The sequence below is a fragment of the Arthrobacter sp. AOP29-A2-19 genome, assembly GCF_058138025.1.
Genome location: NZ_CM176894.1, coordinates 3,533,734 through 3,559,793, shown reverse-complemented (window position 1 = coordinate 3,559,793; position 26,060 = coordinate 3,533,734). Strand labels below are relative to the sequence as shown.

General features: G+C 67.6%; 23 protein-coding genes and 1 pseudogene. 13 read left to right on the top strand and 11 right to left on the bottom strand.

Going from position 1 to position 26,060, the window contains the following annotated elements; genetic code table 11:
• The first annotated feature begins 50 nt into the window (after nucleotides 1-50).
• Together AC3ZJJ_RS16475 and AC3ZJJ_RS16470 are read left to right on the top strand one after the other, a co-directional pair.
• Nucleotides 51-2,378, top strand: coding sequence for an FdhF/YdeP family oxidoreductase (locus AC3ZJJ_RS16475; RefSeq protein ID WP_489892897.1), 2,328 nt, complete (start codon nucleotides 51-53; stop codon nucleotides 2,376-2,378).
• A 124-nt stretch (nucleotides 2,379-2,502) separates the two neighbouring features.
• A pseudogene (locus AC3ZJJ_RS16470) lies at nucleotides 2,503-4,378 on the top strand (BCCT family transporter).
• 31 nt (nucleotides 4,379-4,409) lie between these two features.
• On the opposite strand, the gene AC3ZJJ_RS16465 reads toward AC3ZJJ_RS16470, so the two are convergent.
• Nucleotides 4,410-5,342, bottom strand: a complete 933-nt coding sequence (locus AC3ZJJ_RS16465; RefSeq protein ID WP_489892896.1) for a LysR family transcriptional regulator — start codon at nucleotides 5,340-5,342, stop codon at nucleotides 4,410-4,412.
• A 157-nt stretch (nucleotides 5,343-5,499) separates the two neighbouring features.
• Here AC3ZJJ_RS16465 and AC3ZJJ_RS16460 point away from each other — a divergent pair, with 157 nt between their 5' ends.
• Both AC3ZJJ_RS16460 and AC3ZJJ_RS16455 read left to right on the top strand, forming a co-directional pair.
• Complete coding sequence (locus AC3ZJJ_RS16460) at nucleotides 5,500-6,804, top strand: aromatic ring-hydroxylating oxygenase subunit alpha (RefSeq protein ID WP_489892895.1); 1,305 nt, start codon at nucleotides 5,500-5,502, stop codon at nucleotides 6,802-6,804.
• The gene (locus tag AC3ZJJ_RS16455; protein ID WP_489892893.1) at nucleotides 6,801-8,207 is read left to right on the top strand and encodes a ferredoxin reductase; all 1,407 of its coding nucleotides are present in this window, start codon (nucleotides 6,801-6,803) and stop codon (nucleotides 8,205-8,207) included. Before AC3ZJJ_RS16460 ends, AC3ZJJ_RS16455 begins: the two co-directional genes overlap by 4 nt.
• 329 nt (nucleotides 8,208-8,536) lie before the next feature.
• Here AC3ZJJ_RS16455 and AC3ZJJ_RS16450 read toward each other — a convergent pair whose 3' ends face one another.
• Nucleotides 8,537-9,475: an MBL fold metallo-hydrolase gene (locus tag AC3ZJJ_RS16450; protein ID WP_489892892.1), complete on the bottom strand. Its 939-nt coding sequence runs from the start codon at nucleotides 9,473-9,475 to the stop codon at nucleotides 8,537-8,539.
• 141 nt (nucleotides 9,476-9,616) lie between these two features.
• On the opposite strand from AC3ZJJ_RS16450, the gene AC3ZJJ_RS16445 reads away from it, so the two are divergent.
• The 4 genes from AC3ZJJ_RS16445 to AC3ZJJ_RS16430 all read left to right on the top strand — a co-directional run bounded on the left by AC3ZJJ_RS16445 (nucleotide 9,617) and on the right by AC3ZJJ_RS16430 (nucleotide 13,463).
• On the top strand, nucleotides 9,617-11,356 hold the full coding sequence (locus AC3ZJJ_RS16445; protein ID WP_489892891.1) for a CocE/NonD family hydrolase: 1,740 nt from the start codon (nucleotides 9,617-9,619) through the stop codon (nucleotides 11,354-11,356).
• A gap of 58 nt (nucleotides 11,357-11,414) precedes the next feature.
• The gene (locus AC3ZJJ_RS16440) at nucleotides 11,415-12,227 is read left to right on the top strand and encodes an IclR family transcriptional regulator (RefSeq protein ID WP_489892890.1); all 813 of its coding nucleotides are present in this window, start codon (nucleotides 11,415-11,417) and stop codon (nucleotides 12,225-12,227) included.
• A gap of 533 nt (nucleotides 12,228-12,760) precedes the next feature.
• Nucleotides 12,761-12,985: a helix-turn-helix domain-containing protein gene (locus AC3ZJJ_RS16435; protein WP_489892889.1), complete on the top strand. Its 225-nt coding sequence runs from the start codon at nucleotides 12,761-12,763 to the stop codon at nucleotides 12,983-12,985.
• Between the two features lie 208 nt (nucleotides 12,986-13,193).
• Complete coding sequence (locus AC3ZJJ_RS16430) at nucleotides 13,194-13,463, top strand: hypothetical protein (protein ID WP_489892888.1); 270 nt, start codon at nucleotides 13,194-13,196, stop codon at nucleotides 13,461-13,463.
• Between the two features lie 25 nt (nucleotides 13,464-13,488).
• Here the strand turns inward: AC3ZJJ_RS16430 and AC3ZJJ_RS16425 are convergent, their stop codons facing one another.
• The 4 genes from AC3ZJJ_RS16425 to AC3ZJJ_RS16410 all read right to left on the bottom strand — a co-directional run bounded on the left by AC3ZJJ_RS16425 (nucleotide 13,489) and on the right by AC3ZJJ_RS16410 (nucleotide 17,622).
• Nucleotides 13,489-14,754, bottom strand: a complete 1,266-nt coding sequence (locus AC3ZJJ_RS16425) for a cytochrome P450 (protein ID WP_489892887.1) — start codon at nucleotides 14,752-14,754, stop codon at nucleotides 13,489-13,491.
• A complete protein-coding gene (locus tag AC3ZJJ_RS16420) occupies nucleotides 14,751-16,436 on the bottom strand; it encodes an FAD-dependent oxidoreductase (RefSeq protein ID WP_489892886.1) in 1,686 nt (561 codons plus the stop codon). Before AC3ZJJ_RS16420 ends, AC3ZJJ_RS16425 begins: the two co-directional genes overlap by 4 nt.
• 463 nt (nucleotides 16,437-16,899) lie before the next feature.
• The gene (locus tag AC3ZJJ_RS16415; protein ID WP_489892885.1) at nucleotides 16,900-17,127 is read right to left on the bottom strand and encodes a hypothetical protein; all 228 of its coding nucleotides are present in this window, start codon (nucleotides 17,125-17,127) and stop codon (nucleotides 16,900-16,902) included.
• A 75-nt stretch (nucleotides 17,128-17,202) separates the two neighbouring features.
• Entirely contained in the window at nucleotides 17,203-17,622 is a 420-nt protein-coding gene (locus AC3ZJJ_RS16410) for a CBS domain-containing protein (protein ID WP_489892884.1), read from the bottom strand.
• Nucleotides 17,623-18,124: 502 nt separating this feature from the next.
• Here AC3ZJJ_RS16410 and AC3ZJJ_RS16405 point away from each other — a divergent pair.
• Nucleotides 18,125-19,075, top strand: coding sequence for a manganese catalase family protein (locus AC3ZJJ_RS16405; RefSeq protein ID WP_489892883.1), 951 nt, complete (start codon nucleotides 18,125-18,127; stop codon nucleotides 19,073-19,075).
• A gap of 24 nt (nucleotides 19,076-19,099) precedes the next feature.
• On the opposite strand, the gene AC3ZJJ_RS16400 is transcribed toward AC3ZJJ_RS16405, so the two are convergent.
• Nucleotides 19,100-20,083, bottom strand: a complete 984-nt coding sequence (locus tag AC3ZJJ_RS16400; protein WP_489892882.1) for a glycosyltransferase family 2 protein — start codon at nucleotides 20,081-20,083, stop codon at nucleotides 19,100-19,102.
• A gap of 308 nt (nucleotides 20,084-20,391) precedes the next feature.
• On the opposite strand from AC3ZJJ_RS16400, the gene AC3ZJJ_RS16395 reads away from it, so the two are divergent.
• Both AC3ZJJ_RS16395 and AC3ZJJ_RS16390 read left to right on the top strand, forming a co-directional pair.
• Nucleotides 20,392-21,426, top strand: a complete 1,035-nt coding sequence (locus AC3ZJJ_RS16395) for an iron-containing redox enzyme family protein (protein ID WP_489892881.1) — start codon at nucleotides 20,392-20,394, stop codon at nucleotides 21,424-21,426.
• The gene (locus tag AC3ZJJ_RS16390) at nucleotides 21,426-21,689 is read left to right on the top strand and encodes a CDGSH iron-sulfur domain-containing protein (RefSeq protein ID WP_489892880.1); all 264 of its coding nucleotides are present in this window, start codon (nucleotides 21,426-21,428) and stop codon (nucleotides 21,687-21,689) included. Before AC3ZJJ_RS16395 ends, AC3ZJJ_RS16390 begins: the two co-directional genes overlap by 1 nt.
• Nucleotides 21,690-21,699: 10 nt before the next feature.
• Here AC3ZJJ_RS16390 and AC3ZJJ_RS16385 read toward each other — a convergent pair whose 3' ends face one another.
• Nucleotides 21,700-22,134 (bottom strand): hypothetical protein, encoded by a 435-nt coding sequence (locus tag AC3ZJJ_RS16385; protein ID WP_489892879.1) that lies wholly within the window; start codon nucleotides 22,132-22,134, stop codon nucleotides 21,700-21,702.
• 138 nt (nucleotides 22,135-22,272) lie between these two features.
• Between AC3ZJJ_RS16385 and AC3ZJJ_RS16380 the strand changes: the two genes are divergently transcribed.
• Together AC3ZJJ_RS16380 and AC3ZJJ_RS16375 are read left to right on the top strand one after the other, a co-directional pair.
• Nucleotides 22,273-22,833 carry a cysteine hydrolase family protein gene (locus AC3ZJJ_RS16380; RefSeq protein WP_489892878.1) on the top strand — a complete coding sequence of 187 codons (561 nt, stop codon included), beginning with the start codon at nucleotides 22,273-22,275 and terminating at the stop codon, nucleotides 22,831-22,833.
• A gap of 171 nt (nucleotides 22,834-23,004) precedes the next feature.
• The gene (locus AC3ZJJ_RS16375; protein WP_489895879.1) at nucleotides 23,005-23,679 is read left to right on the top strand and encodes a DUF6766 family protein; all 675 of its coding nucleotides are present in this window, start codon (nucleotides 23,005-23,007) and stop codon (nucleotides 23,677-23,679) included.
• 58 nt (nucleotides 23,680-23,737) lie between these two features.
• On the opposite strand, the gene AC3ZJJ_RS16370 is transcribed toward AC3ZJJ_RS16375, so the two are convergent.
• The 3 genes from AC3ZJJ_RS16370 to AC3ZJJ_RS16360 are packed head-to-tail and all read right to left on the bottom strand — an operon-like array spanning nucleotide 23,738 to nucleotide 25,715.
• Complete coding sequence (locus AC3ZJJ_RS16370) at nucleotides 23,738-24,382, bottom strand: DUF3618 domain-containing protein (RefSeq protein ID WP_489892877.1); 645 nt, start codon at nucleotides 24,380-24,382, stop codon at nucleotides 23,738-23,740.
• Nucleotides 24,379-24,825, bottom strand: a complete 447-nt coding sequence (locus AC3ZJJ_RS16365; protein WP_489892876.1) for a phage holin family protein — start codon at nucleotides 24,823-24,825, stop codon at nucleotides 24,379-24,381. The genes AC3ZJJ_RS16370 and AC3ZJJ_RS16365 overlap by 4 nt, the downstream gene beginning before the upstream one ends.
• Nucleotides 24,822-25,715, bottom strand: a complete 894-nt coding sequence (locus tag AC3ZJJ_RS16360) for a hypothetical protein (RefSeq protein WP_489892875.1) — start codon at nucleotides 25,713-25,715, stop codon at nucleotides 24,822-24,824. The genes AC3ZJJ_RS16365 and AC3ZJJ_RS16360 overlap by 4 nt, the downstream gene beginning before the upstream one ends.
• Between the last annotated feature and the right edge of the window lie 345 nt (nucleotides 25,716-26,060).

Sequence of the window (26,060 nt, the reverse complement as noted above, 5' to 3'; positions counted from 1 at the left end):
GACGTAGCCACGTGCCCGCGATTCCCGCACAGACCTGAAGGAACAATCACATGGCCTCGAAAGCCCCGTTGGACAACATCGACGAGTCGAAGCTGACCGTCACCAAACCCAAGACCAAGGCCGTCGGAATCCCGGCGGTGGTGAACTCGCTGAAGATCTCCCTCGAGCAGATGGGTCCGCTGCGCAGCGTGCAAACGCTGCTGGCAGTGAACCAAGTCGACGGATTCGACTGCATGGGCTGCGCGTGGCCCGAACATGAAAAGCGCAACACAGCCGAGTTCTGCGAAAATGGCGCGAAGGCGGTGGCCGAGGAGGGAACCCGCCGCCGAGTGACCGACGAGTTCTTCGCCAGACACTCCATCGAGGATCTGAAAACGCGGGACGACTACTGGCTGGGGCAGCAGGGCCGGCTCACCCACCCGATGTTTCTGGCGGAGGGGGCCACGCACTACGCGCCCATCGAGTGGGACGAGGCCTATGAGCTGCTCGCCCGGGAGCTGCAAGGCATGGAGCATCCCGACCAGGCGGTCTTCTACACGTCCGGGCGGACCTCGAATGAAGCCGCTTTCCTCTACCAGCTCCTCGTGCGGGGACTGGGCACGAACAATCTCCCCGATTGCTCCAACATGTGCCACGAGTCCACGGGTTCGGCCCTCGTTGAAACCATCGGCATCGGCAAGGGTTCCGTCAGCCTCGTCGACCTGGAGACCGCCTCGCTGATCTTCGTAGCCGGGCAAAATCCAGGCACCAACCATCCGCGCATGCTCAGCGCGTTGGAAAAGGCGAAGAAGAACGGCGCCGTCATCGTCTCCGTCAACCCCCTTCCCGAGGCCGGGCTCCTCCGGTTCGAGAACCCCCAGACGGTCACCGGAACTTTCGTGGGCACGCAGCTGACCGACGACTTTCTGCAGATCCGGGCGGGCGGGGACCAGGCCCTCTTCCAGGGGCTCGGCAAGTACCTCCTGGAGGCGGAGGCCCAGGGGAGGCAGACCCCGGGACGGGCCACGGTCCTGGACCACGACTTCATCAACAACCACACCGTGGGCATCGACGAGTACCTGCGGCACCTCGAAAAGGTCCAGTGGAGTGAAATCGTGGAGGCCACGGGCCTGGATTTGGAGCAGATCAAGACCACGGGCGAACGCCTGCTGGCCTCCGACGCCACCATCGTCTGCTGGGCCATGGGCCTCACCCAGCACAAGCACTCGGTTCCAACGCTGCGGGACGTTGTCAACGTGCTGCTTCTCCAGGGCAACATCGGCAAACCCGGGGCAGGGGTATGCCCCGTCCGTGGCCACTCGAACGTCCAGGGGGACCGCACCATGGGCATCTTCGAAAAGATGCCCGAGGCGTTCCACGACAAGCTGGACCGGGAGTTCGGGTTCCTTTCCCCTCGAAAGCACGGCTTGGACACCGTGGCCGCGATTCGTGCCATGCGGGACGGCGAAATCCGTGTGTTCATGGGAATGGGCGGGAACTTCGTCCGGGCGGCCCCGGATTCCGACGTCACGGAGCGGGCCTTGGCCAACACGGACCTGACGGTGCAGATCTCCACGAAGCTGAACCATTCCCACGTGTCCACGGGCCGACGTGCGTTGATTCTCCCGACCCTGGGTCGGACCGAAAGGGACGCGCAGCGCACCGGGGACCAGAGGGTGACGGTGGAAGACTCGATGAGCGCGGTCCACGCCTCGCGCGGACGCATCAAGCCGGCCAGCGGCCACCTGCACTCTGAGGTGGCCATCGTGTGCAATCTGGCCCACAAGCTCTTCACCGACGCCGACAACGTTCCGCTTCCCAACACTCCCAAAGCCAAATGGCTCGCGATGAAAGACGACTACTCCCTGGTCCGCAAGCACATCGAGGGGGTCATCGACGGCTTCGAAAAGTTCGAGGAGCGGATCCAGGACCCGGGAGGCTTTGTTCTCCCCCACCCTCCGCGCGACGCTAGGCGATTCGACACGGCGTCGGGCAAGGCCCTCTTTACCGGCAATGAGCTGGAATTCATCAAAGTGCCCGAGGGGCGGCTGGTCCTTCAGACCCTGCGCTCGCATGACCAGTACAACACCACCATCTACGGCAAGGACGACCGGTACCGCGGCATCCACGGAGGGCGGCGGGTGGTTCTTGTCAACGAGCGCGACATCGCCGAGCTGGGCTTCAGGGAAGGCGACATGGTTGATTTGATCTCCGAGTTTCGCGGCACGGAGCGGCGGGCCGGCAACTTCCGGATCGTCACGTACTCGACGCCGAAGGGCTGTGCCGCGGCGTACTACCCGGAGACCAACGTCCTTGTGCCGCTCGACTCGGTGGCTGACACTAGCGGTACACCCACATCCAAGTCCGTCATCGTTCGGCTGGAACGGGCCGAAGCGTGAGTATGGCGCCCACGTGCGAACACGTCGCCACGTCGATACGCGATGTCGCCCGTTCGTGCCCCGGCACCAGCCGTCGACGTCAATAGCCGCCAAGACCATGCCTCACCGAGCAAAGGAACCGCGCATGGCTTTTCAGAACCACCGAGAACCACACAAACCCAAGTTGCCGGACGTCGAGTGCGAGCAAATCCTCAAAGAGCTCCGTCATTCCAAGACCGAGCAAGCGGCTGCGGATCGACGGAACCATAAACTCGTGCTCGACAAGGTCATCTTCGGGACCACGGGCGTCGTCGCCATTGCGTTTGTTATCTGGGGCTTCGCGGGACGCGACAGCCTGTCCGAGACTTCCACAAGTGCCCTCAACTGGGTCATGGAATACACGGGATGGCTGTTCATGCTCCTGGCCTCGCTCTTCGTGGTCTTTGTCCTGTGGCTGGCCCTGGGCAAGTTTGGCAACATCCCGCTGGGCAAGGATGGCGAAAAAAGCCGAATTCCGTACTGTCTCCTGGATCGCCATGATGTTCGCCGCCGGCATGGGCATCGGGCTGATGTTCTACGGGGTGGCCGAACCCCTCTACCACTACATCTCCCCGCCGCCCGGCACCGTGGAGGGACGGACGCCCGAAGCCATACAGACCGCCATGGCAACCTCGATCTTCCACTGGACCCTGCACCCCTGGGCCATGTATGCGGTGGTCGGCATTGCCATGGCCTACGGCACCTACCGCCTGGGTCGCAGACAACTGGTCTCCGTCGCCTTCACGTCGCTCTTCGGCGTGAGGACGGTCGAAGGGCCGCTCGGGAAGTTCATCAACATCCTGGCCATCTTCGCCACGCTGTTCGGCACCGCCGCATCGCTGGGCCTGGGCGCCCTGCAGATTGGCAGCGGCATGACCTCCAACGGATGGTTCGGCATAATCGGCACACCCGTGCTTGTGGTGATCGTCGCTGTCCTCACCTTATGCTTCGTCGCTTCGGCCGTTTCCGGCATCAGCCGCGGCATCCAGTGGCTCTCCAACATCAACATGGTGCTGGCCGTGGTCCTCGCGATCATCGTCTTCGTCGCCGGACCCACCCTCTTTATCCTGAACCTGATCCCCTCCGCGCTGGGCGACTACGCGCGCGACCTCACCGAGATGGCCTCGCGGACCGAGGCGGTCGGCGACGAGTCCCTACGCAGCTGGATGACAAGCTGGACGATCTTCTACTGGGCCTGGTGGATCTCCTGGACGCCGTTCGTAGGACTCTTCATCGCCCGCATCAGCCGCGGCCGCACCATCCGCCAGTTCGTCACGGGCGTCCTGCTGGTGCCCAGCGTCGTCAGCTTGATCTGGTTCGCCGTCTTCGGTGGCGCCGCCTTCCACGTCCAGCAGGAAGCCGACGAGGCGAATGCCCCAGGCCTGGTCACCATGGTCGACGGGACACCGTCCGTCAACTTCGACGGAGCGCTCTTCGACCTGATCAAGAACCTCAGCATGCCCGACTGGGCCACCACCGCCGTCATCGTGCTGGCCATGGTTTTGGTCGCGATCTTCTTTGTCACCGGTGCCGACGCCGCCTCCATCGTGATGGGATCGCTCAGCTCCAACGGCGCCGAGCACCCCCGCCGCGGGGTGGTCGTCTTCTGGGGCTGCCTCACCGGTGCCGTGGCGGCGGTCATGTTGCTGGCTGGTGGCGATGAGCCCTCGGAGGCCTTGGCCGGGCTGCAACGGATCACCATCGTGGCGGCGCTACCCTTCGTCGTCGTCATGATGTTGCTCTGCTTTGCCCTCACCAAGGACCTGCGTCGCGATCCCCTCTCCCTGCGGCGTCGCTTGGCCACATCCGTGGTCGAGCGGGCCATACGCACCGGGGTGGAACAACACGGTGGCGTGCAGTTCGATCTCGTAACAAGGCACGACGGCGACGAAAGGCACCCCGACGCGACATCTCTCGGTGAGGCGCCGACGGGAAGCACGCCCACCGTCGAGGCCCAGCATCCGGACCCGAACAGCAAGTAGCTGCGCGCCCGAAGCAAGAAGTCCAGGCGACTCAGAGATCGTCTTCGGGCCGGCCGGCGAGGATCCGATTGGCGCTGGCCCGCAGGATCCCGAGCGACTCCTGGATCAGCGGCGATGTGATGCCGCCCTTGCGCATCGCGGCGACAATGCGGCGTGCGGGCTTCCCCTTGCCGGCAATGCGCAGTCGAACCACGTTTTCGGCGCCGTGCAGGGGCGCCAGTCGCGGCAGCAGGCCCACTCCCAGCCCCGCGCCGACGAAGGCGATCTGGGTTTCCCACTCAACGGCCTCATGGGCAATCCGCGGTGTCACCCCGACCGCCGTGAACGCCGCGGTGAAGAGGGAATGGTAGGTGGAACCGGCGGCCTCGGTGATCCATGGCTCCGTTGCCAGCTCTTCGAGCGTGACCGTTTCCCGCGATGCCAACGGATGGTCGGAGGGGATGATCACGTCCAGCGGGTCATCGAGTAGGACGGTCTGCTCGAAGCGCGGATCCTCCTCAACATGGGTGTCCGACTGCATGGCGACGATGACCGCGAGGTCGATTCGCTCGGCAACCAACAAGTCGAAGCAGCGGGCCGGATTGGCCTCGAGTACCTGCACCTCCAACAGGGGGCGTGTTGAACGCAGAGTCGCTGCCAAGGGCGCGAGCAGTTGGGCGGCCGCCGTGGAGAATCCTCCGAGGCCAAAACGGGACGGAACCTGGTCGCCGGCCTCCATGGCCGCGGCGCGCAGACTCTCCCATTCCGCAATGAGGGTGTCCGAGCCCGCCACGAGGAAGCGGCCCGTGGCGGTCAGCCGCACGCCCCGGCCGTCCTTTGTCAGTAGCTGCATTCCCAGCACGCGCTGGAGCTCCCTCAGTTGCGCGGAGACGGCGGAGGGAGAGTAGCCCGTCAGCTCCGCGGTGGCGCCAATCGTGCCGCACCGGGCAAACACCCGAAGGGTTATAAGCCGCGTGTCAATCATGCAGATATTGTGCACTGTTATCTCTCAGATGTTGCGCTTTTCCTGCAAGGCGATCGTGTCTAATCTCATAACAACACTTTCCACAACGGCGGTTGCACCCACCGACTCCGGGGTCCCTTCGGATCGCACAACCACCCACCCTCCCGGGAGGCAAAACATGTCTGCTCCAGTGAACGTGCCCATCAATTCACGCGGGAAACTCGCTTCATCGCTGCCTGCCGAGCAGCTGGCGGAGATCACCGAATTGTTCGACTCCCGGCGCGTGGGATATTCCCTCGATGCCCCCTTCTACACCGATCCGACGATCTTCAACATCGACATGCAGGCCATTTTCGGCCAGCACTGGATTTTCGCCGCCAGCATCGCCGAACTCCCGGAGCCGGGCGACTATGTCACCGTCGACTACGGGCCCTACTCCCTGATCGTCCTGCACAACGACGACGGCGGCGTGAACGTCCTGCACAACGTGTGCCGCCACCGCGGCGCGCGCGTCCTGACCGAACCCGCCGGGACCACGGGAAACCTGGTCTGCGGATACCACTCGTGGACCTACTCCCCCAACGGCGATTTGATCCATGCCTCGGCGCCGGGGGAAGCGAAGTTCGACAAGGGCTGCTTCGGCCTCAAGCGCGCCCACAGCCGCGTGTTCGCCGGGCTCATCTTCGTCTGCATTGCGGACGAACCACCGACGGACTTCGACGAAACCGGAAAGATCTTCGAGCCCTACCTCGCGCCCCACGATCTGTCGAATGCGAAGGTGGCCTACCAGCAGAACATCATCGAAGAGGGCAATTGGAAGCTCGTCATGGAGAACAACCGTGAGTGCTACCACTGCGACGGCCACCCGGAGCTCGCCTGTTCCCTCTTTCCCACCTGGGGCCTCACGGAGGGCCTGATACCGGCCCACCTCGAGGACGTGTGGGACCGCAACAAGGAAGCGCAGTCCTCGCTCGAGGACCGGTGCCGGCGCTATGGCCTTCCGTATGAAGTCGTCGAGGAGTTGGACACGCGCATCGCGGGAATCCGCATCTCACGGGAATCGCTCGACGGTGACGGCGAATCGTTCTCGGCCGATGGGCGCAGGCTTTCCAAGAAGCTGCTCGGGGACCTGCGGGACTTCCGCCTTGGCCGCTGTTCGATGCACCTGCAGCCCAACAGCTGGTTCCATTTCCTCGGGGACCACGTAATCACGTTCGGCGCCTTCCCCGTCAACGAACACCAGACGCTGGTGCGCACCACCTGGCTGGTGGCCGACGACGCCGAGGAGGGCGTCGACTACGACCTAGAGAAACTCACCTACACCTGGAAGCAGACCAACCTGCAGGACAAGGCGTTCGTGGAGCTGTGCCAGCAAGGCGCCGGCAGCCCCGCCTACCAGCCCGGCCCGTACATGAAGAGCGAATACCAGGTCGAGGCGTTCATCAACTGGTACGTCCAGCGTGTGCAGGAGCACTTGGCATGACAGCACTTTTCACCGCGACGGCCATCCAGGAACCGCACCGCATTCGAGGTCTCGAGATGCCGTGGAACAGGGTGATGGGCACCACCGAGGGACCCGCCGGCGCCGCCCGCGCGCTGGGCCCCTGGCATCCGCAGGAGTTCACGGCCGAGTGCGTCGAGATCGTTCCCGAAGTGGGCGGCATGATGACGTTCGTGTTCCGCCGCTGCGACGGTGCGCCGCTGGCGTTCCGCCCGGGCCAGTATGTGAATGTGGCCTTTCCCGTGCACGGCGAGGACCAGGACCCGGTGGACCGCAGCTACTCGCTGTCGAGTTCGCCCACGCAGCCGTGGACCTTCGACATTTCGGTCAAGTGCGATCCCAACGGACTCGTGTCACCGTGGGTGCACGAGAACGTCAAGCCCGGCACCGTTCTCGAGATGCTCGGACCGGTCGGGGCGTTCCACCTGCCCGACGCCGACCGGCGGGCACGGTATCTCTTGCTGGCCGCCGGCGCAGGTATCACCCCCATCATGTCGATGCTGCGGACCATCCATTCCCTGCCCGGACAGGCCGATGTCGTGGTGCTCTACCACGGAGCGGCGGCGGGCGGCTTCGCCTTCCACCAAGAGTTGGCCTACATCGCCTCGGTGGACTCGCGCGTCAAGGTCTTCTACTCCCTGGGCGACCGCACCATGCCCGCGGGGTGGGAAGGGCTCACGGGAAGGCTGACGGCGGCCATGCTCGACGAGGTGGCCCCAGATGCCAACGGCCGCCAGGTCTATGCCTGCGGGCCCGAGGGTTACCTGAACACCGCCGCCGAGCTCCTCAAGAAGGTTGGCGTCGACGACACCTCCATCTACATGGAGTTCTTCTCGGGAGACCGCCAGACGATTCTCGAATACCAGGCGGAGCTAGCGCTGGCAGCGGACATTGCGGAGGGAATCGCAGAGGAAATCGCCGATTCCGCCGAGGACTATTACGAGAGCCAGCCCACCGCGTTCGGACTCTACGAGCCGGGCTACGACGCCGAGGGAACCCTGCAGGCCACGGGGCTGCCGCTGGAATCCGCCGACCCGCACACCCCGCGCCCGGACGGCATTCCGCAGGCGCGGACCCAGTCCGGGGTCCCGGACGCCTCGGGCTTCGACACGGTCGGAACGGGAAGTCTCACCCTGTCCTTCATGCGCACCGGCATCAACGTTCGCATCGATCCGGCCGAACACATCCTTGGGGCGGCCCAGCGTGCGGGTGTCAGGATCGGCGCAAACTGTAAGGAAGGCATGTGCGGCTCCTGCAAGGTCGTCAAGCTTTCCGGGGAGGTCGAGATGAACCACCAGGGCGGGATCCGGGCACGTGAAATCGACGCAGGCAAGTTCCTGCCCTGTTGCTCCACGGCGCGGACCGACTTGGTGATCGACGCCTAGCAGCCTCGGGTGCGCCATGCCGGACAACCTCTAGCGGGATGTCCCCCGCTATGTCCGCGGGGGAACCCACGCTGGATCGCGACCGGCGAAGCCAAGCAGCCTGTCCAAGTCCGAGGCGTCGTGGGGAACCGGCACGACCGCCCACGGGACCCGCAGCCTCAACGCGGAAGGCTAGATCGGCGCGAGACGAAGGGCCCTTCCGGTGGCGTAGCCCACCTCCCCGTCGACGTCCTCGACCCCGAAGACCCACTTGCCGGACGGGGTGGCCCAAACGTCGATGATGGCGCCGCGTGCGCGCGCAGTGGATCCGTCGAGCGGTTCCGCGCGGATCAGCGCGACTCGAAGGCCCGGCGGTAGCCGTGCAGGGTCGTGAAAAAGGGGGAGGGCTCCAGCGTGGGGTCCCCGGTGTAGCCGACCTCGTCAGCGACCGGCGCGAACGGAGAGTAGGCCGAGCGGGTCTCCCGCAGGCCGTCGCGCAGGCAACGCGTGGCGGCCTCGTCGATTCGCGCCTCGATGTCGAGCGCCTCCTGCAGGGCCCGCCGTGCCCCCGCCTCCTCCAGCACGACGTCGTACGGCACACCGTCCGCGCCCCGGTACGGGTGCCCCAGGTACAGGTGCTTCGGACGCACCTCGTCCCGCAGGTGGGCGAGGCTCGCCCGGTAGGCGGCGGCGTCCTCGTAGCCCGGGAACCCGTTGGCGGCGCCGTGGATCTGGACCGAGTCTCCGACGAAGACGGCGCCCTGCCCGTCCAGCACGTACGCGACGGACCCCGCCGTGTGGCCGGGGGTATGGTGCACGGAGACGGTGGCGCCCCCTCCCAGCGACAGGGTTTCGCCGCCCCTCACCACGAGGGTCGGCTCCATCTCGCCGGAGATGACCGCGTCCGCCATCCTTGTCTGCTCGCGGACCGCATCCGGGTTGTCGATGTACTGCCGCCGCACGTCCAGGTACTGGTCGACGTGGGCGCGCCGGGACCGCAACAGCGGCGCGTCGGCCTCGTGGATGACCACTTGCGCGCGCCGGCCGGTCAGCTCCCACAGCGCGTGCGCGCCGCCGAGGTGGTCGATGTGGCCGTGGGTCAGCAGGATCCAGCGCACGTCCTCGATCCGGCGGCCCAGCTTCTCCAGCGCCGGCACCATGCCCTCCGCGGGCGAGGAGTTGATCCCGGTGTCCACGATGGCCAGCTCCGGAGCGTCGATGAGGAAGCTGTAGAGGCCGAAGCGGCCCCAGGGCGAGACCAGCGGATGGACCTTGACTTCGTGCGACATCGTTCTCTCCTCGGTTCCGGCGACCATGCGTGATCTTGCCACATGCGACTTTATTATAATAATATGATGGCGTCACGCTCGGGAGAGCATGCCCGTCGGCCAGATGCCCGGCGCTGAACGGTAACGAGGAGCTGCACACCCATGACTGATTTCACGACGTGGAACGCCGGCGGCGCGACGATCGCGATCCGCAAGGACCTGCGGGTCCCCATGCGGGACGGCATCGAGCTTGCCGCGGACGCGTACCAGGGCACCGACGAGAAGCCGCGCCCGGCGCTGGTGGCGCTGAGCCCCTACGGCAAGGAACTGCAGGCGCTCGCCCTGACCACGCCGCCGCAGCGCCGCCCCAGCCCCATGTGGGACGGCTGCATCGAGGCGGGCGACATCGCGAGGATCGTCAAGGAGGACTACGTCCACGTCATCGGCGACCTGCGCGGCTCCGGGCACTCCGGCGGCGAGCACATCGGCAACTACAACGCGGGCGGCGTGTCCTTGGGCCAGGACGCCTACGACTTCATCGAATGGGTCGCCGCGCAGCCGTGGTGCGACGGGAACGTCGGCATGGTCGGCATCTCCTACTTCGGCTCCATGCAGGTGCTGGCCGCGGCCGAGCGCCCCCCTCACCTGAAGGCCATCTTCGTCTCCGGCGGCCACTACGACTTCTACGAGACCACCTACCACGGCGGCGTGATGTGGTTTATGCCGCGAGCGGCGCGCGAGGGCCGCGGCGGGGACTCCGGCTGGGCCTTCACGGACGGCGTCAAGTCCCGCATGCTCGAAAAGTACTCCCCGGCGGAGATCAGTGAGCGCGTCGCCAAGCGCCTCGAGGACCCCGACGTCGCCGCCTGGCCGAACCTGGTCCACGTCCTGAACTACCCGAAGAACCACGAGGCCTGGTTCGACATCGTGATGAACGAGCTCGACGGCGACTGGTACGAGGAGCGCAACCCGATCACGCTCGCCCCCAACATCGACATCCCGGTCTGGCTGCAGATCGACCAGGGCCGCGGATGGACCATGGACGGCACCATCGAGCTCTTCGACGCCCTGAAGGGTCCGAAGAAGCTGGACATCGGCCCCTACCCGCCCATGCAGTCGCGCCCGTTCATCGAGGAGCACAACAAGATGTTCCGGTGGTACGACTACTGGATCAAGGGCATCGATAACGGCGTGATGGACGAACCCGCCGTGAGCGTCTTCGTCGAGGGCTCCCGAGAGCTGGTCACGGCCGCCGCGTGGCCGCCGAAGGAGATCGAGTACAGGAACCTCTACCTGCGCCCCCGCCGCAAGCTGTCCACGGAGCCGGAGACGATGGGCGTCGAGTATGCGGCGCCGGACGGCTTCTACCAGGCGCCGCTGACCGTGACCGACAAGGTCGAGATCATCAAGTGGGAGACCCCCGTCTTCGAGGCGGCGTCGGAAATGATCGGCACCGGGGCGGCGCACATCTTCGCCGAGATCGACGCCGTGGACACCAACTTCATCCTGCGCCTGTGGGACTACGCCCCCAACGGCAAGCGCCAGCTGATCACCACCGGCTACCTCAAGGCGTCGCACCGCGAGCTGGACGAGCGGCGCAGCACCCCGGGCAGTCCCGTCCACCCGCACACCCGTGCCGTGCCCGTGGAGCCGGGCAAGATCGAGGAGTACGTCCTGCGCCTCTACCCGTTCGCCAACACGTTTATGCCGGGCCACAAGCTGGTCGCGGAGCTGTCCAACGCCGAGCCGCTGGCGGACGAGCACAACGCCCTGCTGCCGCCGGACGCCTTCCACTTGCCGGTGGGCCGGCCCGTCACGCACAAGATCCACCGCGACGCCGCCCACCGGTCCCGGCTGGTGCTCCCGTTCACCCGCGGGGCCGCGAAGGACCCGGCAGGGTAGCCCCGAGGGCTAGAATCGGCCCGACGGCGGGACGGCCCGCCGAAGCGAGGAGGAAGCGGTGGCCGGCGGCAGCAGCGAGCCAGGACGCACGGTCACGTCCAACATCCTCGCGATCCTTGGCGTCTTCGAGACCGCGCGACGCTCGCTCACGCTGACCGAGGTGGCCGAGCTCTCCGGCCTGCCCCTCTCCACGACCCACCGCCTCGTCGGCGAGCTGGTGGAGTGGGGCTTCCTGTCGCGGGGGCCCAACGGACGGGTCCAGCTGGGCATCAGACTGTGGGCGATCGCCCAGAACGCCGGCCGGCAGCTGCGGGAGACGGCCCTGCCGCTCGTCCAGGACCTCTTCTCGCTCACCGGCGAAACGAGCCAGCTGGCGGTCCGCGACGGCAATTCCGTGCTGTTCATCGACCGTGTCTACGGGACCAAGCGGGTTCCGCGCGCCTCGCGCGTCGGCGGACGCCTGCCGCTGCACGCCACGGCTGTCGGCAAGGTCATCCTCGCCTTCGAGACGGAGCGGGTCCGCAACGCCTACCTTCTGCGGGACCTCGAGCAGCCCACGGTCCACACGCACGCCAATCCCCGAAGGCTGGCCGAGGAGCTGGCGCAGGTCGCCGAGCAGGGGTATGCGACGACCCTGGAGGAGATGCGGCTGGGATCGTGCTCGATCGCGGTCCCCGTCTTCCACACGGGTCAGCTCGGGTGCGCGATCGGCCTGGTCATCCCGTCCGCGCAGGCGGGGACCATGCTGCGCCACCTCCCGGTGCTCAAGGGTGTGGCCGCGCGGATCGAGCGAACAACGAGCCACATTCCGCTGGAGACGCTGATGGGCAGCGTACGTGGGCAGCTGCCGCCGGGCCCTCCGCTGGCCTAAAGAAGATGCCTTCCACTGAGTGGAAGGCAGGGGTGACGGTGCGAACGTGAGCGGGGCCACACTGGGTGAAACGCCTCGGGCACCACAGCAGCACGGTGCCGGATGAACCAAGGAGCACCAATGTCTTCCCCCACGGACAAGACCGCGACATGCCCGTTCGGCCACGGCGCCGAGGCTCCCGCGGACCACCACGGCTACGAACCGTTCCGGATGAAGGACCCTTTTCCGGCCTACGCGCCTCGGTACGGAGTACGGCCCCGAGGGGCTGGCCGCCTACCTGTCCTACAAATCCATTCACCGGCGGTAGGCCCGGCGACGGCGCGTCCGGTCCGGTGGACTTTTGACGGCGACGTGGCAGGCAGTCAAGCTGGGTCAAGACTTTATAAAACCAGCAAAAGGAGAAAATATCCGAAAACCATGGTGCCCCTGCTCATTTGTGTCTAGCATGTGAACAACGTTGTAGTAGTGGTTGAAGGTGTGGACGGTTTCCGGCCCACATCCAGGCCGATGACATAGCGAAATGGGGACTCACCATGGTTGATCTGCAGAGTTTCGAGGATGCCAACTACCTGACGGTGGCCGAGGTCGCGTTGGCGATGCGGGTTTCGAAGATGACCGTCTACCGGCTGGTCCACGCAGGGGATCTTCCCGCCGTGCGCTTCGGCCGGTCCTACCGCGTCCCCGCGCAAGCCGTCCAGGAGTACCTGACCGCGGAAGAGCACACCGCCGCTCCGGCCCAACGGCTCGCCGCCACCTAAGCGATCTTGGCGGAAGGGCAGCGCGCCCCGGCGCTCCGCCGCATCATGGTGCGGCAAGAGACCGTTGGCTAGGCGTTTTTTAGCATCAAGCTGTGGCTCCACTGTGACTCGCCGCCCCGCCCTATCGCGGTGGCGGTGCGCGCGCATACCTTGTTACGTAAGGCAAACACCCGCGGCGGCGGGGGAACAAGGGATTGCGGGGAGCGCAATGGAAATTCTCGAAGAGGAGCAGCGGATCCGGCTCCTTCGCACGATCCACGAGGCCAGCATCGGGCCGCACGAGCTCTGGGTCCAGTACGGCCGGGCGGGCGGGATCGTCGGCAACCGGGAGGTGGAGGCCTACATCTACGGGCTGATGTCCCTCCCGCCGCTTGAGCGCGACCTCCTCGGACGGGCGGCCGGAACACTGATCGGGAGCCTGTTCGCGCTTCCGGGCGCGGTCGGCAAGGATGAGCCGCCCCCGCCACCCACTCCGTGATCCGTCGGCGCCCCTCCCGCGCCGTCTAGCTTCCGGCGCCGGGGCCGGCGGCCTGGCCGGCCGGCGCGACGCCGTCGATGTCGATCGGGAGCTGGGACGGGCCGCGCAGGAACGGGCTCGGCCGGTAAGGGGGAGGATCCTCCACCAGCCGCGGGTTCTCGACCCTGCGGGCGAACTCGGTGAGCGCTATCTGGGCCTCGAGCCGGGCGAGGGGCGCCCCGAAGCAGAGGTGTATGCCTCCGCCGAAGCCGAGGTGTCGGTTGTTCGGCCGGTCCGGAACAAAGAGGTCGGGGTCGGCGACGTGGGCCGGGTCGCGGTTGGCCGCGGCCAAGAGCAGCGTGATGGAGGATCCCTCGGGGATGGTGGTGCCCGCGATGTCGATGTCGTCGAGGGCCGTGCGGAACGGGACGAAGTGGACCGGAGGCTCGTAGCGCAGCAGCTCCTCGACCATCGGGATGGCCAGGGCTGGGTCGTTGCGCAGCCTCTCCAGCTCCCGCGGATGGCGGAGGAGCGTCAGCACACCGTTGGCGATGAGGTTCACGGTGGTTTCGTGGCCGGCGATCAGCAGCAGCAGCCCCGTGCCCACGAGCTGCTCGTCCGTCATGCGGCCCTCCGGGCCGTCGTCTCGGTCCATCGCCGAAAGCAGGTCCTCCCCCGGGGTCCGGCGGTGGGCCTCGACCAGGTCCTCCATAAAGGCGCGCAGCTCCGCGCCCGCCTCCGCCTGCCTCTGCTGCTGCGTTTCCGGGTCAAGGCCCGGATCGGTGGACTGCAGGGCGACCTCCACCCAGTGCCGGAAGCGCCGCTCGTCCCCCGGCGGCACGCCGAGGAGCTCGCAGATCACGGTCACGGGAAGCGGGTAAGCCAGCTCGTCGACCACGTCGATCCTGGTGCGCCCCACCATGCCGTCGATGAGCTCGGCGACAATCTGGGCCATCCGGGGCTCCATGCCGGCGACCCGGCCCGGCGTCGTCGGAGGTCCGAAGTGGCGCATGGCGATCCGTCGAAGCCTGTCGTGGTCGGGCGGGTCCGTGTTCAGGAACGTCGGCGACATCCCCGGACCTTCACCGCCGTCCCCCGTGGCGCCGGCCGCGGCCGCGGCCGGGTTACGGCTGATGTCGGAACTAACCCGCGGGTCGTGCAGCAGCGACGCGATCTCGGCGTAGCCACTGACAAGGTACGAGCCGTCGGGCTGCCGCGCCACCGGGGTCCCGCGGAGTTCGGCGTAGAAGGGGTAGGGGTTGGCCCGGTTGGCGTAGTCGAGGGCCTGCTCCCAAGGGGTTGCCGGGCTCACTGCGGGGTCTCCTTTGACCGGGGGGCCGCCCCAGCCGGGGTCAGCGACGGCTTGTCCCCGGCGACCGGGTTCATCAGCCGGGCGCGCCGTTCGTTGGGGTCGTGGCCGGTCACCACCACGGTGGCGTCCTGGGTGGGGCTGACGGTGGGCCGGAACCCGGCCGGGACGGGACGGGCATGGGCGGGTTCGTCAACGTGGCGGAACGATGGCGGGAACGGTGCGGCGCGCTCGATCAGGGGTACGTAGAAGTCGAGCCACTTGTTCTGGTTGAAGGCGACCGCGGCCACGATGCGGCCCTTGTATCCGTAGGCGGCCAGGAACCGCCGTGTGGCCACGGATCCCTGGACGATGGCGACCTCGTCGGCGACGGAGGGCACGCCCACGGTCTTGATTTCCGTGCCGAACTGCGCCGACCAGAACTTCGGCACCTCCAGGTGCGGCCACCGTTCGGTTTCGCTGCTGACCATGTTGTGTGCGGCGACCTCGGCCTGGGACACGGCGTTGCCCCAGTGCTCGACGGCGAGGTACTGGTAGCCGTACATCGGCTGCGGGGCGCGGGCTATGTCTCCGGCGACGAACACGTCGTCCGTCACCAGGCCGTTCGCGTCGAAGGCGCGGCAGCCGGCGTCGCACGCAACGCCCCACACCCCCGACGACAACCCCGAATCGGCCAGCCACTCGACGTTGCGGACGGCGCCGAGCGCGGCAACGGCCACGTCCACCTCGAGCGTTGTGCCGTCGGACAGGACGGCGCGCCGCAGGTGCCCGGCCGCATCGCCTTCTAGGTTCGCGACCCGGACGCTACAGCGCAGGTCCACGCCGTGCCCGGTCTGAAGTTCGCCGGCGATGGCTCCGACCACCTCGCCGAGTGCCGCCACAAGCGGGGTGGGGCCGGCCTCCACGACCGTGACGTCCAGGCCCAGCTCGCGGCACACGGAAGCGACCTCGCACCCGATGAACCCGCCGCCGATGACCAGCACGCGGCGAGGCCGGTCGGCGAGGTGCCGCCGGAGGATCGCGGCGTCGTCTCGGGTACGCAAGGTCAGGACGCCCGTCAGCGCCGCCTCCCCGTCGTTGGGCCAGGGGCGCGCCCGGAGCCCGGTGGCGATCAGCAGCTTGTCGAATCCGAGCCTGCTCCCGTCGGCGAGCAGGACCTGCTTCGCGGCCAAATCCAGGCCGGTCGCGGCCACACCCAGCCGCCAGGTCGCGTCGAGGTCCCGGTGCCGCGGGAGCGAGGTGTCCTCCCACGGCGCGGAGCCGGTCAGGACCTGCTTGGACAGCGGAGGCCTGTCGTAGGGCTCGTGCGGCTCCTCGCCGACCAGGGTCAACGAGCCCGTGAAGCCTTCCTCGCGAAGCCGCTCGGCCGCCCGCAGCCCGGCCATCGACGCCCCGACGATGACGATGCCGCCGCTGGTCTTGAACGTGCCGCCGCCCTCGGCCGTGGCTGCGTTCCCGGTCGGCGCGTCCCGGACCGCTGTCCCGTCCCGCCCGACAACCTGCTCGATCCGTATGGCCTGCACGGGACACGCGGCGGCTGCCCGCACGATCCGCGTGTGCTGGGCCGGGTCGGGATGCGGGTCGTAGGTGAGGGCCTCGTCCCCCTGGATGGTGAAAACGTCCGGGGCAAGAAAGGCGCACTGGGCGTATCCCTGGCACTTGGTGAGATCGACGACGATTCTCATGCCGGACTTCTCCCTCTGGCTGGCTTGCCTCCGCCGGACCGCAAGGGGCCCGCGCCGCTTCCGATGGATCGGGCGGTGCCCCGCACCGGACGCCGCCGGGGCCGCGCCGGTCCCGTCCCCATCCCGTGTGCCGAGTTTAGGACCGTCGGGTGGGCGGCGGAAGACTCCCGCCAGGGGCAGCCGAGAGTCCGCTCAGCCGCCGGTGCCCCTGCGCCGCAGCGAGCCTCGTCGCCAAAGTACCGTCAGGGAAATAAGGACGACGGTGCCGATCCAGACCGGAACGAGCCGCGCCCACACCGGGGCGGACACCAACACCAGCGAAAGGAGGGGCACGTCCCGGTGAGGCGCGCCCTTCCCGCGTGGCTAGGCCAGAAGTCCGCCCGCGGCCGACTTCGCCCGTAGGGCCGGCGCCCCCGCGAATTCCGCCGGCCCGGTGGCGGCGGATGAGGCGGGCCGTCGGACACTAGCCGGGAAAGGGAACGCTGGGTACGTCGCCCTCGCCGTCGTGGTCCTTGTCGCCGAAGGCCTTCAGGGCGAGGTCGTCGGCTGTTTCCTCGTTGCCCTGCACGGGGATCTCGCCTTCTTCGCCCTGGGCCACCTCGTCTTCGATGCCGCTGTTCGGATCGGGTGCGGCGTCGCGGTCCAAGGGGTTCCCCGGGGCTGGGTCGAACGGCTGGTCGGTGGGCATCATGCTGGCTCCTTTGTTGGCGAGACGTGCCGGGGCCCACCGTGTGTGGACCCCGTTGTGGAGGACTGGGTGCGGCGGTCAGTTGTCCATGGAGATGAACTCGACGAGTTCGCCGACACGGTCCTCCGGGTAATTCCGCGCGATGTCGGCTTGGCTGACGATGCCGACGAGGTCGTGCCCATCGATCACCGGGAGGCGGCGCACCTGGTGTTCCTTCATGGTGGCGATAGCTTCCTCGACGCTGTCGTCCGCTCCGATGGTCACGGGCTTGCCTTCCGCAAGGTCGCCAGCCTTGGTTTGGCGGGGGTCGCCGCCGGTGGCGAGGCATCTGACCACGATGTCGCGGTCGGTGAGCATGCCCTTGAGCCGGTTGTCCTCGCCGCAGATGGGCAGGGAACCGACGTCGAGTTCCAGCATTTTGGTGGCGGCGACGTCGAGGGTTTCGTTTTCGCCGACGCATTCGGCGGATCCGCTCATGATTTCACGTGCTGTGGTCATGTCGTCCATCCCTTTCAGGGCTGTTGCGGTGTTTCATCTCCGGCTCGCGCCGGACCGAGGGGCGCGACCACGCGGACGAACCAAGGGTGCCACGGTACGTAGGGGATTCCCGCAAGTCCACAGCAGGAACGGCGGCAATCCGTGGCGTCTTCCATTGTGTCGCCGAGGAGCGAGAGGCCGGGGAGGTCTGGTCCGGTCTCGATGTCCGGGCTGCCGGCCTGGCGGTCGGATTCGTAGCCTTCCGATGACCGGACGTAAGACTCGGGTCCGCTGGCGAGCGGGTCCTCAAGCTCGGCCATCGACTGCAGGTGGGAAAGTGGGCATACGATGCCTCCTCCCCGAGTTCGGGACTTCGTTCACACAGTGCAGGCCGGCGACGCAACCCGCGTTCCCTGTGGACATGCCCGCTGCGCACCACCGGGCGAAGGGTGGGACACCGGGTTCGCAATTCGCCGGGCAGTGCCGGGGAAGGGTGTTGGTTCCCTTGATTCTGGTTCCGGGCGTGTGGTTTAGTGTCGCGCGTCACAGATTCGCAGAGTGGTTGGACGAGCCGGATCCGGCCGCGGCCAATGCGTTGCAGGAAGGCCTCGGCGGCCAATTCGGCGAGATGCGCACCATGATGCAGTACTTGTTCCAAAGCATGAACTTCCGCGGCGACGCCGCCGGCAAACCCTACAAGGACCTGATGCAGGGCATCGGCACCGAGGAGATCAGCCACGTCGAGCTGATCGGCACCACCATCTCCCGGCTCCTCGACGGGTCCCCGCGCTACAACGGGAAAAAGACCGACCCCGTCGACGAGCCCGGGGCCAAGGGCGCCACCCCGCTGAAGATCGCCCTGGACACCGGCAACATCCACCACTACCTCGTCGCCGCCCAGGGCGCCCTGCCTGTCGACGCCGCCGGGAACCCCTGGAGCGGAAGCTACGTCTACAACAGCGGGAACCTGGTTCTGGACCTGCTCTACAACCTCATGCTGGAGTCCACGGGACGGCTGCAAAAGTGCCGCATCTACGAGATGACGGAGAACAAGACCGCCCGCTCCACGATCGCCTACCTGATCGTCCGGGACCAGGCCCACGAGAACGCCTACGCCAAGGCGCTCGAGAGCCTCGGCGTGAACTGGGGCGCCGCGGTTCCCATCCCCAAGACCAACGCCGAACAGTTCCCGGAGGTGAAGAAGCTCCTGGACCAGGGACTGCAGAACGTGCAGTACACCTTCGGCGCGGACAACCTCAGCGAGGCCGGCAAGCTCTTCCGCGGGGCGTCCCCGTCCGACGCCTCCCAGGAGCTGCGGACCGAGGTCATGCCCGAGGGATTTCCCATGACCATCTCGCCCGAACGCCGCGAAGAGTTCTCCCCCGGCCTGGACCCCGAACTGCTCTCGCTGATCCAGGCGACGGCCGAGTTCGAACTCAAGGACGCCGACAACCCCAAGGGGGCCACGAACTAGCGGGCAATGCGGGGAAGCGGACCCCTATCGTCGGGTCGGGCCGGCTGCGGTCCTGAGTCGGCTCCCGGCGTAGGGCATCCCGCCGCGGAACCGCAGCGCAAGGGCAACCCAGGCGGTGACGGAGCGCTCCAGTAGCCAGAGCGGTGCCCACAGGGGGGCGGTGCGCGGAAAGACACGCGTGCCGCCCTCCCGCCGGCGCCCCACCGCCGCGGCCGCGAGGACCACGGCGGCCCATGCGAAGTATCCGATCGGTGCCCGGGACTGCAGCAACAGCCCTGGCAGGAGCGAGAGCTCGACGGCCAGCCGCGCCGGTTGTGCCTGCGAGTCGTAGGCCTGACGGATCCTCTGCCCGCGAAAGTGCCTGAACGTCGGGGGCCGCCGGGGCACGTAAATCCCGTCCGCGCGCACCTCACGGCCACCGCGGGCCTTGACGGTGCGAATCATTTCGAGGTTTTCGAAGAGCACGTCCCCCCGGTAGCCCGCGGTGAGCGCTGAGCGGCGGACGCCGAAGGTGCCGGGGTAGTCGGAGCCGAAGGCCCGGTTGACCAACGACCGGGCCGTGTCCCAGCGGGCGTGCCACGGGAGCGGATCGAAGTAGTTCTGCGGCCGCACCAGGTCCGCATTCCCCAACAGTGCCGCGATCTCCTGCAGCGTGCCGGGGGTGTGCCTGACGTCGTCGTCGGCGAGCACCAGCAGTTCGTGGCGCGCGTGGCGGACGCCGGCCAGGACCCCGGCAACCTTGCCGTTCGCCTGCCACGGTCCGTCCGGGCGGATGTGCCGGACCCGGACCGGAAACGACCGGGCGTGTTCGAGGAACACTTCCGGTCCGGAGCCGTCGACGACCGTGACGTCCACCCAGCCGCATAGCCGATGCAGGTAGGCGGCGAACTCGGCCCCCATCGGAGTCGTGCTGCGCAGCGGGAGGATGTACTCCAAGGCGGGCAGGGCGCTCTCGTCCCGCTGCTGGATGCTGGGGGCCGGTCGTGGGACGGTACTACCTGAGGACATGGGCCGACTTTATGGGCCCGCGGCGCGCGGCGACATAGCAGTAGGAGGCGCATTTTTGGCCCCCGGGAACCCCGCCACAATCCAGCGCGCGCGGGATCCGCCGGCCGGGCGCGCGGGAATCGCATTCGCGTCGAGCGTCCCAGCCGAGTCCTCCCAAAAAGGCGACGGATCCGAAGCGCACAGGCTTTCCAAAAGGGCCCAAGGTGGGCTTAGGATTCTCAGGTTCAGGTGTCCTCGCCGCAGCCATCGGGCCGACCCTCGATGGGACCGGCGGGGCCGCCGCCGCCCGAAGACCCCAGGAGATCCCCATGGAACTACCGCAGGCGCGAGGACCCGTCACCGAGTCGCTCTTCGGCGTCCTGACGCGGAACGGTCCCTCCGACTCGTTGCCCGGTCTCGACGTCGCCGTCGAGACCGCGCTGCGCGATCGCGGCGACGTCCTCTACGACGAGGATCTCCAACTGGTCCTGTTCTGCCTGTACGAGCTGCACTACTCGGGGCTGGAGTCCGTGGAGGAGCGCTGGGAATGGAACCCCGCCCTCCTCGGTGTCCGCGCCCGGATCGAGGAGGCGTTCGAGGCCCGGCTGCGTGACGGCGTGTCCGCCATGGGCGCGCCCCCGCGCGGGGCGCAGGACGTCGCCGACCGGCTGTTCGCGATGGCCGAGGCCGGCGGGGGCCCCTCCGTCTCCGACTTCGTCGCCCGCCGCGCGAACACGGCGCAGGCACGGGAATTCCTGGTTCACAAGTCGGTTTATCAGCTCAAGGAGGCGGACCCGCACACCTGGGCCATTCCGCGGCTGTCGGGTCGTTCGAAGTCGGCGTTGGTGGAGATCCAGGCCGACGAGTACGGCGGCGGACGACCGGGACGCATGCACTCGCAACTCTTCGCACGCACCATGGAGGGCCTCGGGCTCGAGACCGGGTTCGGGCGCTACCTCGACCATGTGCCGGCGATCAGCCTCGCGTCGGTGAACGCCATGTCGCTGTTCGGACTCCAGCGCCGGCTCCGCGGCGCCATCGCCGGCCACCTGGCCATCTACGAAATGACCTCGTCCATCCCCAACGCGAAGTACGCGCGCGGGTTCCGGCGGCTCGGATTCGACGCCCCGGTGACGGACTACTTCGACGAGCACGTCGAGGCCGACGCCGTACACGAGCAGATCGCGGGCCGGGACCTGGCCGGAGGCCTGATCGAGGAGGACCCGCGTTTGGCCAGCGACGTGTTTTTCGGCGCGGCCAGCGTCTGCCTGCTCGACGAACTCGTCGGCACTTGGCAACACGACGCCTGGACGCAGAGGCGCACCTCCCTGCGCGCACCGCTGCCGGCCCCGGACGCCGCGTGATGGGCGAACAGCCTGTTGGCGCGAGCGCGCACGACACGCCGACGGCATGCGAGGGGCCCGCGGTCGAGATCACTGTGTGCCCGCGCGGTCCGCTGCTGGTCCGCGGAGAGGTGGAGCTGGTCGACGGGGACGGCGGGCGGATCGAACAGACGCGCTCCACGCTCGCGCTATGCCGGTGCGGGAGCTCGGCGACCAAGCCGTTCTGCGACGGCTCGCACAAGCTCACCCGGTTCGAACGGCCATCCCAGGACCAAAAAAGGTGATCCCGGATCGTCAGGCCTCGTCGAGGTCCGGCACGGCAAGGGCGAAGCCGCACCGGCACCGCCACAATTGGGCGTCCAGGGCCACCGCGGGCAGCGATGGCCCGGTGGCGTCGCCGTCCGTTCCGATGGTGCGGGGTTCAATGGCGGCAGGCGACATCGGTTGGCCGCAGTGGACGTAAACCATGCCGGCGGCAATCCCCGCGGCCTCCTCCGGAAGGTGGACCGTTTCGTGCCCGAAGTATCCGTCGCACCGGGCGCACCAGTACTCCACGTCCCAGGTGGTGTCCCGGAGGCCGACCGCGTCGATGCGGGGAACGGCGGACTCGAAGACCAGGTGGTCGCCGGTGCGGCAGCTCGGGCACCAGGGGTCCTGGGCCCCCCTCGCCGGAGGGGCTTCCGTGGCTCGGTGATTGGCGTGTTGGCCGCGTGCCCTGGTGGTGCGCATCCTTTCACTCCTTAGGTGGACTCTGGCGGCTTGTCCCCCCGTAGCCTTGGTCTGTATGGGCATATTTTACGCTTCAGGTGACCCGCGACACAGCGGGACGCCGAGGCGGAGTCATGAGGTTCAGGAGAAGGAGGGGTCGTGGGTGCGGCGCTGTTGGTGGTCGACATGCAGAACGCGTACTTTGAGGATTCCGCCCTTCAGGGGCAGCGGAGGGAGGTCGTCGGGGCGTGCAACCGTCTCGTCGTCCTGGCCCGCTCCGCGGGGGTCCCGGTCTTCACGGTGGTGACGGAGCATTCCCGCGACCGGTCCACGTGGACGCTCAGCATGCTCGAGGACGACCAGGGGTTCGCGTTCGCCGGCACCCGGCAGGCCGCGCTGCTGGATGACCTTGACACGGCCGGGGCAACGACGGTGGTGAAGATCCGCGACAGCGCTTTCCACGGCACCGACCTCGCCCAGCGCCTGCGCGTGCTGGGAGTCCAACGCCTCGTCCTGTGCGGGGTCTCGGGCGAGGACTGCCTTGCCCGGACCGGGGCGGACGCCTTCGCCAACGACTTCGCCGTCGCCTACGCGATGGACGCCATCGGATCCATGGATCCGGATCTGGGTCGGCAGACGCTCGACAAGCTTGCTTCCCAATACCGGCAGGAGCAGCTCGAAAGCACCACGCTGGGTGACTGGATGCGCGGCGACCCCTGAGCTTCCCGGCGGACGGTGGACGGGGACGGGGGGACGAGCTGATGCTTGGCCACCGGCCCCCTTCGGGGGCATAGTTTGGCGTATGAGAGTCGTCTTCGGTTTCTGGATCGGCGCGATCGCCGCCGGTCTCGTCTACATGCTGGCCATCGGCCTGGCGGGGCGGTGAACGTGGTGGGCAAGGTCCGCAACCACGCGCTGAGCCTCGTGTTCGGCCTCCTGTTCCTGCTGGCGCTTGCCGGCCAGTCGGTCGCCGGCTTCGCGGTGTACAACGAGGAGCAGGGCGCGCACGGCCAGCCGGAGGTTTCCTACACGGCGTTCGTGACGTCGTCGGCTTTTGTTGTGGACGTCGCGGAGAACTGGCAGTCCGAGTACCTGCAATTCTCGCTGTTCATCCTGGCGACCATCTGGCTGGTGCAGCGTGGGTCCCCCGAATCGAAGAAGCCGGGGGACGAGGGTTTGGGCAGCGACGAGGACCAACTCGTGGGCGAGCACGCGCTGGCGGATTCGCCGAAGTGGGCGAAGGCGTCCGGATGGCGCCGGTTCGTCTTCTCCAACTCCCTGTTGCTGGTGATGGGATCGGTCTTCGTGCTCTCCTGGTGGGCGCAGTCCGTTGCGGGAGTGGTTGTGTTCAACGACGAGCAGGCCCAGCACGGACAACCGCCGGTCGACTGGCTGCGCTATGCCGTCTCGGCGGATTTCTGGAACCGGACGCTCCAGAACTGGCAGTCCGAGCTCCTCGCGGTGGGGAGCATGGTGGTGCTGTCCATTTACCTGCGGCAACGTGGATCCTCCGAGTCCAAACCGGTGGGCACCCCGCACGCGCGGTCCTCGACGGAGAGCGAATAGCCTCCCGGATGCCAGAAACCGCCCCACAACTCGCGTGGGGCGGTTCTTGGTGCGGTTGCTACAGGGCGCGGGATTCCCCGGGGGCCGCGGGACCTCCCGCGTCGGCCACGTTGGTCTTGGCTTCCCTGGCACGGTCGCCGACGTCCTGCGCGCCCGTCTGGGCCTCGTCCTTAACCGTCTGGGCGGATTCGGTGGCGGTGGCCTTGACGGACTCGGCGGCCTCGCGCGCCGGCTCCTTCAGGTCCTCCACGACCTCCTTGGCCGCGCTGGTCAGCTCGTCGGTCAGCGGTTGCGCCTTGTCCTTCAGCGCGGTGGCCGCCTCCCGCTCCTTCTGGCTCGCCGGGATCAACGACGCCGCCAACATGCCGGCGCCGAAGGCGATCAGTCCGGCGGCCAGGGGGTTGCCTTTGGTCTGCGCGATGGCCTGGTGCGGGGCGTCCTGGACGGCGTGCCCCACGTTCTGGCCCAGGTCCTGCACGGCGCCGCCGGCGTTGTGGGCCTTGCCCGAAGCGGTCCCACGCACGTCGTCGGCGGTGCCCATCACGTTGGAGCGCACCTTGTGGACGGCGTTGCGCACCTTGTCGGTCTGGCGGTGCGCGATCGAGGACGGGCTGACCTTGTCCGACAGCGCGTCGACGTCGTAGCCGACCTCCTGGCGCGTGCGTTCGATGTCGGCACGAATCTCATCGGGTGTTTGGCTCATGGCGTGGTCTCACCTGGTTTCATGGTTGGGGGAATTTCCTTGACCGTGGCCGCCGTCTGCGGGAGGCCCTTTACTTCCTTCAACTTCTTTTTGCCGACAGACGCCAGAACGGCCGCGACGATGGCCCAGAGGACCGCGACGATGAGCGCGGACCAGCCCAGGTGCATGACCGATCCGAGCGCCCACATCAGGGCCAGCGAGAGGAACAGCAGCACAAAGTGACCCGCGACGCCGGCGCCGCCGAGCATGCCGGCGCCCTTTCCGGCCGAGGACGCGGATTCCTTCAGCTCGGCCTTCGCGAGGTCGACTTCCTGACGCATCAAGGTGGACAGGTCGCGCGTGAGCTCGCCGAACAGCTCGCCCAGGGAGCTGGTCTCGGCCCGCTCGCCCGGTGTCGTCGGCGGTACGCCGGAGATCGGCGGACCCTGTTGGTAGTCGCTCATGGCCGCGGGTACCCCCGATCGGTGTCCGCCGGGAACCTTTCCGGTCCGCCAACGTCCGAGGGGATGCTGCGGGCGCCGGTCTCCGTGGGGGACTCGAACCCCGTGTCCGAGGCCGGATAGGTCTCGGCCAAGGGGTATGTCTCGGTTGGCGGTCGGACGGGCTGGGCGGGCGGGCGAACGCCGGCCGTGCCGCCGGTGTAGCCCGTCGACGTGTTGCCCGTGGCCGAATCCTGGCCCGTCATGCCCCGTGCCAGCCGTCCGGCCAGCAAGCCTGCTCCCGCCGCCACGGCGAGGAAAACGCCGGGCCGCCGCCTCGCGAACCCCTTGACCTCCTCCAGCAACGATCCCGGATCGCGGCCGTCCAACCAATCGGCGACGTCGCCCGCCTTGCCTGCCGCCTGATCGACGAGGGACGTTGCCGTTCCTGAGCCCTCGGAGTTCTTCGCCATGCTGCGCAGTTCGTCGCTCATGGACCGCAGACCCTGCGCGACCTTTTGCTGTTGGGCGCCGGCCTGGGATCTCAGGTCCGAACCGAGCTCGTCAACGAGGCCGCGCACCTGCGCCTTCGCCTCATGGGCCACCTTGCCCGCCTCTTGCTTGGCGGTGTGACCGACCTGCTTGGCGGTCTCGGCGCCCTCGTGACCAAGCTGGCGCGCCTCTTCCTTGGCGGCGGTCTTGGTGTCTTGGGCGTCGGTGGCTCCAGAGCTGCCGGAGACCGGGACGGTGCCGGGAACGTGCTGGCCGGCCGGGGTGTCCGACGTGGTCGCGGGGCCGGCTGGCGGTTCGGTGAACGGGTCCTCGGGGACAAGAGCCGCCGACTTGAGGGGATCGTTGCCGCTGGGTATTGCCGAGGAGCGGGAAGGGTCCTGCGGGAGATTCTCTGTACTCATGGTGTTGCCTCCAATGCATCGGTGGTTGTCACGCGGTCGGCGAACCGTGTTCGCCGCTTGATCGAAACCAAGGCAGTGGCCGCATGCGGCAGCCCCGGTTCGGGACGTGATGTGAGCCCGGACGTGCATCCATGTGCGGCTATTAGGCCGCGCGGATACCGTGGATCTTGGATTCAAGAGTCATGCGTCGTCCTCCTTTTCGCGACTGGTTGAGGTGCCGGTCGCGCGGTTGAAAACTGGGTGAAACTCCTGTGACGCCAGAGATCATAGGCACGCCCTTGGCCATCGCGCAATGCACGGAATGCCGTTGATGACTAGCGACAACGGGGCCGCGGGTCGCTGGCA

Coding starts and splice junctions, on each gene's coding strand:
- AC3ZJJ_RS16475 (WP_489892897.1), top strand. CDS start 51: ATGGCCTCGAAAGCCCCGTTGGACAACATCGACGAGTCGAAGCTGACC.
- AC3ZJJ_RS16465 (WP_489892896.1), bottom strand. CDS start 5,342: ATGATTGACACGCGGCTTATAACCCTTCGGGTGTTTGCCCGGTGCGGC.
- AC3ZJJ_RS16460 (WP_489892895.1), top strand. CDS start 5,500: ATGTCTGCTCCAGTGAACGTGCCCATCAATTCACGCGGGAAACTCGCT.
- AC3ZJJ_RS16455 (WP_489892893.1), top strand. CDS start 6,801: ATGACAGCACTTTTCACCGCGACGGCCATCCAGGAACCGCACCGCATT.
- AC3ZJJ_RS16450 (WP_489892892.1), bottom strand. CDS start 9,475: ATGTCGCACGAAGTCAAGGTCCATCCGCTGGTCTCGCCCTGGGGCCGC.
- AC3ZJJ_RS16445 (WP_489892891.1), top strand. CDS start 9,617: ATGACTGATTTCACGACGTGGAACGCCGGCGGCGCGACGATCGCGATC.
- AC3ZJJ_RS16435 (WP_489892889.1), top strand. CDS start 12,761: ATGGTTGATCTGCAGAGTTTCGAGGATGCCAACTACCTGACGGTGGCC.
- AC3ZJJ_RS16430 (WP_489892888.1), top strand. CDS start 13,194: ATGGAAATTCTCGAAGAGGAGCAGCGGATCCGGCTCCTTCGCACGATC.
- AC3ZJJ_RS16420 (WP_489892886.1), bottom strand. CDS start 16,436: ATGAGAATCGTCGTCGATCTCACCAAGTGCCAGGGATACGCCCAGTGC.
- AC3ZJJ_RS16415 (WP_489892885.1), bottom strand. CDS start 17,127: ATGATGCCCACCGACCAGCCGTTCGACCCAGCCCCGGGGAACCCCTTG.
- AC3ZJJ_RS16410 (WP_489892884.1), bottom strand. CDS start 17,622: ATGACCACAGCACGTGAAATCATGAGCGGATCCGCCGAATGCGTCGGC.
- AC3ZJJ_RS16400 (WP_489892882.1), bottom strand. CDS start 20,083: ATGTCCTCAGGTAGTACCGTCCCACGACCGGCCCCCAGCATCCAGCAG.
- AC3ZJJ_RS16395 (WP_489892881.1), top strand. CDS start 20,392: ATGGAACTACCGCAGGCGCGAGGACCCGTCACCGAGTCGCTCTTCGGC.
- AC3ZJJ_RS16390 (WP_489892880.1), top strand. CDS start 21,426: ATGGGCGAACAGCCTGTTGGCGCGAGCGCGCACGACACGCCGACGGCA.
- AC3ZJJ_RS16385 (WP_489892879.1), bottom strand. CDS start 22,134: ATGCGCACCACCAGGGCACGCGGCCAACACGCCAATCACCGAGCCACG.
- AC3ZJJ_RS16370 (WP_489892877.1), bottom strand. CDS start 24,382: ATGAGCCAAACACCCGATGAGATTCGTGCCGACATCGAACGCACGCGC.
- AC3ZJJ_RS16365 (WP_489892876.1), bottom strand. CDS start 24,825: ATGAGCGACTACCAACAGGGTCCGCCGATCTCCGGCGTACCGCCGACG.
- AC3ZJJ_RS16360 (WP_489892875.1), bottom strand. CDS start 25,715: ATGAGTACAGAGAATCTCCCGCAGGACCCTTCCCGCTCCTCGGCAATA.